Here is a 2,882-nt window from a genome sequence, read left to right on the forward strand (position 1 = left end):
GGTTCAGGGGATCTTGTTTTAGATGAAAAGGGCTTTCTTTTGATTACAGCAAAAGAAGGGGTGAAGGTTGGTCAGATTGCCAGTGGTGGCAATATTGAAATTTTTGCTGGCAACGACATTTATTATGATCAGGTCATTGGCTATGGCAACGCAACATTGACATCGGTATCTGGAGAGATCAGTGTTGAGAATGTGCTGTCTGCTGAGGGGGATGTGAGATTGACAGCAAACACTCTCGATTTAAGCAATAATCGTTCTCATATTTACACGCCGCAAACGCTGTATTTAATTGCAGATCATATTGATGTCTCGGGCAGCGAATTGACTTATGGTGGTTTAGATTTTAACAGCACCAATGCCCTTGATATTCACCATGCACGGCTACAAGCCGTGACAGATCAGGGTGGAACTGGAGATATTCTCTTTATTGCTCCAAGCGTTATGGTGGATAAGGCAAGCTCTGTTTTAGCAGCCAGAGATTTCGTGATCAAAACGGGAGAGCTTGGAAATAGCGGTCAATTGGCATCGGGGCAGGATTTAGCTTTTAGCGTGACGGGCAATGTGACCAACAGCAAAACGGGCTTAATTTATGTGCAGGGCAATGGTGCTTTACAAGTTGATGGGGCTTTGCTCAATGATTTTGGCACCATAATGGCAGAGGGAGATTTATCTTTTACCAATGCGGCTGGCAGCGGAAAAAGCCTTTCCCTTGTGAACAAAGCGGGCTTTATTCAAGCTGGTGGAAACTTAAATATCCAAACCAACACTCTAAAAAACGAAGCTGATAGCACGCCTGTCATCACGGAAAAAACGGAATATAGCGATATTTCTTTCCAAAAACCAGACAAATATAATTTTCTCGATGGTAGGGATTTATATCATGATACGAGATCGAATAGCTGGGGTAAAGGAAAGCTTTCTAAGTGGCCGCTTGGTAAAGACAAGAAAAACTTTATATTTGAACAGCAGGTTTGGGCGAGCAAAGAAGAAATCTACGGCACCGCAATTTCAAGCGATGGAACAGTCTATAAGGCTTTTACTTGGGAATATAATGATAACAGAAAAGGCATAGAACAGTATTCCTGGAATGGTTCTCGGCAGAAGGGAGGATGGTTAGGGTCAATAAACGAACACTGGTCACATATGACAGAAAAGACTGTCACGCAAGGGTTTTCGCATAAACCAGTTTCGGGGGTAATACAATCTAGTGGCAATCTCATCATTAACGCTGATACCATTGACAACCATTATAGCTCTATGAGAGCAGAGGGAAATGCCGATATCCACGCCAATGTGCTCACCAATTTGGGGGCAACGGCTTATAAAAACACTTATCTTAGTTGTCAGGCTTATACAGACAGTTGTTATGGCTATAAAGCTGATGGAAGCCGCGATGTTTCTTTAGATATAGTCAATGGCAAGGATCGCCAAACTGGTTCAAAAGTTCTTGATACCGTTCCTGGTCTTGTTCAAGCGGGTGGCACTTTAAATCTGGTGGTCGATCAACTCAATAACACGGCAGCGGAAGGTTCAATTACAGGGGATGCGCATTTTAAAGCACAAGCAGTTGGGGGCAATCCACTGGAGTCCTTAAGTGGTTTGCCTGGAGCTGGCGCTCTCTTTACACCAAAAGTAGATCTCAATAATGCAGGAGAACTTTCTGAGGGGCTCCCTTTACCAAAACCCCAATCGGGTGGGGTTGGTGGCACGCTACCCAACCAGAATTTCATTTATGAAACGCGGGCAGAATTCCTTGATGTTGGCAAGTTTTATGGCTCAGCCTATTATTTGAACAGAATAGGTTACAATCCTGATCGGGAGATTTTTTTCTTAGGCGATGCATATTTTGAAAAGCAGCTGATTGAAAAACAAATGCGTGATCTTGTTGGTCAAGGGTTGGGTAAAGGTTCCTTTATTCCTGGAAGTGATGCCATTGAACAAGTCAAAACTTTGCTGGATGTGGGGGCAGAATATGCAAAAGCACACAATCTCCCCTTTGGTGAGGCTTTGAGTGAAGAACAATTGGCTTCTCTAGAAGCCCCGATGGTGATTTATGTGCGCCAACAGGTCAAGGGCATGGATGTTTACGCACCGGTGCTTTATATCCCTGAAAAAGACAGAGCCTCCTTTGTTTCTGCTGGGGCTTTGATCATGGGCGATGATGTGAATATCACTAGCCAAAATACAAGTAATTCCACGATAATCAATTCAGGACGGATTGCGGCAAACCACCAATTGCATGTGCATGGCGGGGATATCCTCAGTCAAGGAGGGCATTTTGCGGCGGGTGGTGATGCTGTTTTACTTGCGGAGAAGAATATTCGTTTGGATGCAGGGCGCACAACGGTTGACGGCGTGGAGACAGTATTAAACACCGAAGCGCTTTCTACTGGTGGCAATGCGACAGTTCTTGCCAAGCAAGATATCACCGCTTCAGGGGTGGGGATCACCACCGGAGGTGATCTTGCCATGGCTACAGAACAAGGCAACTTGACGATCGGTTCAGCAGAAACCCATTACCATGATGAACAGGGTGATGCCACCATGCATCATAAATCGGCGTTAAACTCTGGAGGATCGACGACACTTGCCTCTGGAAATAATTTGAATATCTTAGGCTCTGATGTTCAAGCAACGGATAATCTTTCCTTACAGGCAAAAGAAAACGTTTCGATTGATGCCACGCGCAACAGTGCCAATAGCCATCGCGGGGATCAAACCTCTCATGTTGCCGTGCACAATGGCTCTCATTTAAGTTCTGGAAAAGATACCACTGTTCTATCGGGTGGCGATATCCATATTGCTGCTTCCGATATCGATGCGAAGGGCAATGTTGGTCTTGGCGCCCAAGGGGAGGTAACAATAGGGGTGAGAAACGATGA

1 protein-coding gene is annotated in these 2,882 nt (G+C 45.0%); it reads left to right on the forward strand.

Translation table 11 applies throughout. The annotated features are described in order from the left end of the window. On the forward strand, window positions 1-2,882 hold a 2,882-nt coding region (locus ACFIJ7_RS09175), incomplete at both ends, for a hemagglutinin repeat-containing protein (RefSeq protein ID WP_375645149.1).

Source organism: Bartonella sp. MR100HLJHH (assembly GCF_042194215.1).
GTDB lineage: Bacteria > Pseudomonadota > Alphaproteobacteria > Rhizobiales > Rhizobiaceae > Bartonella > Bartonella grahamii.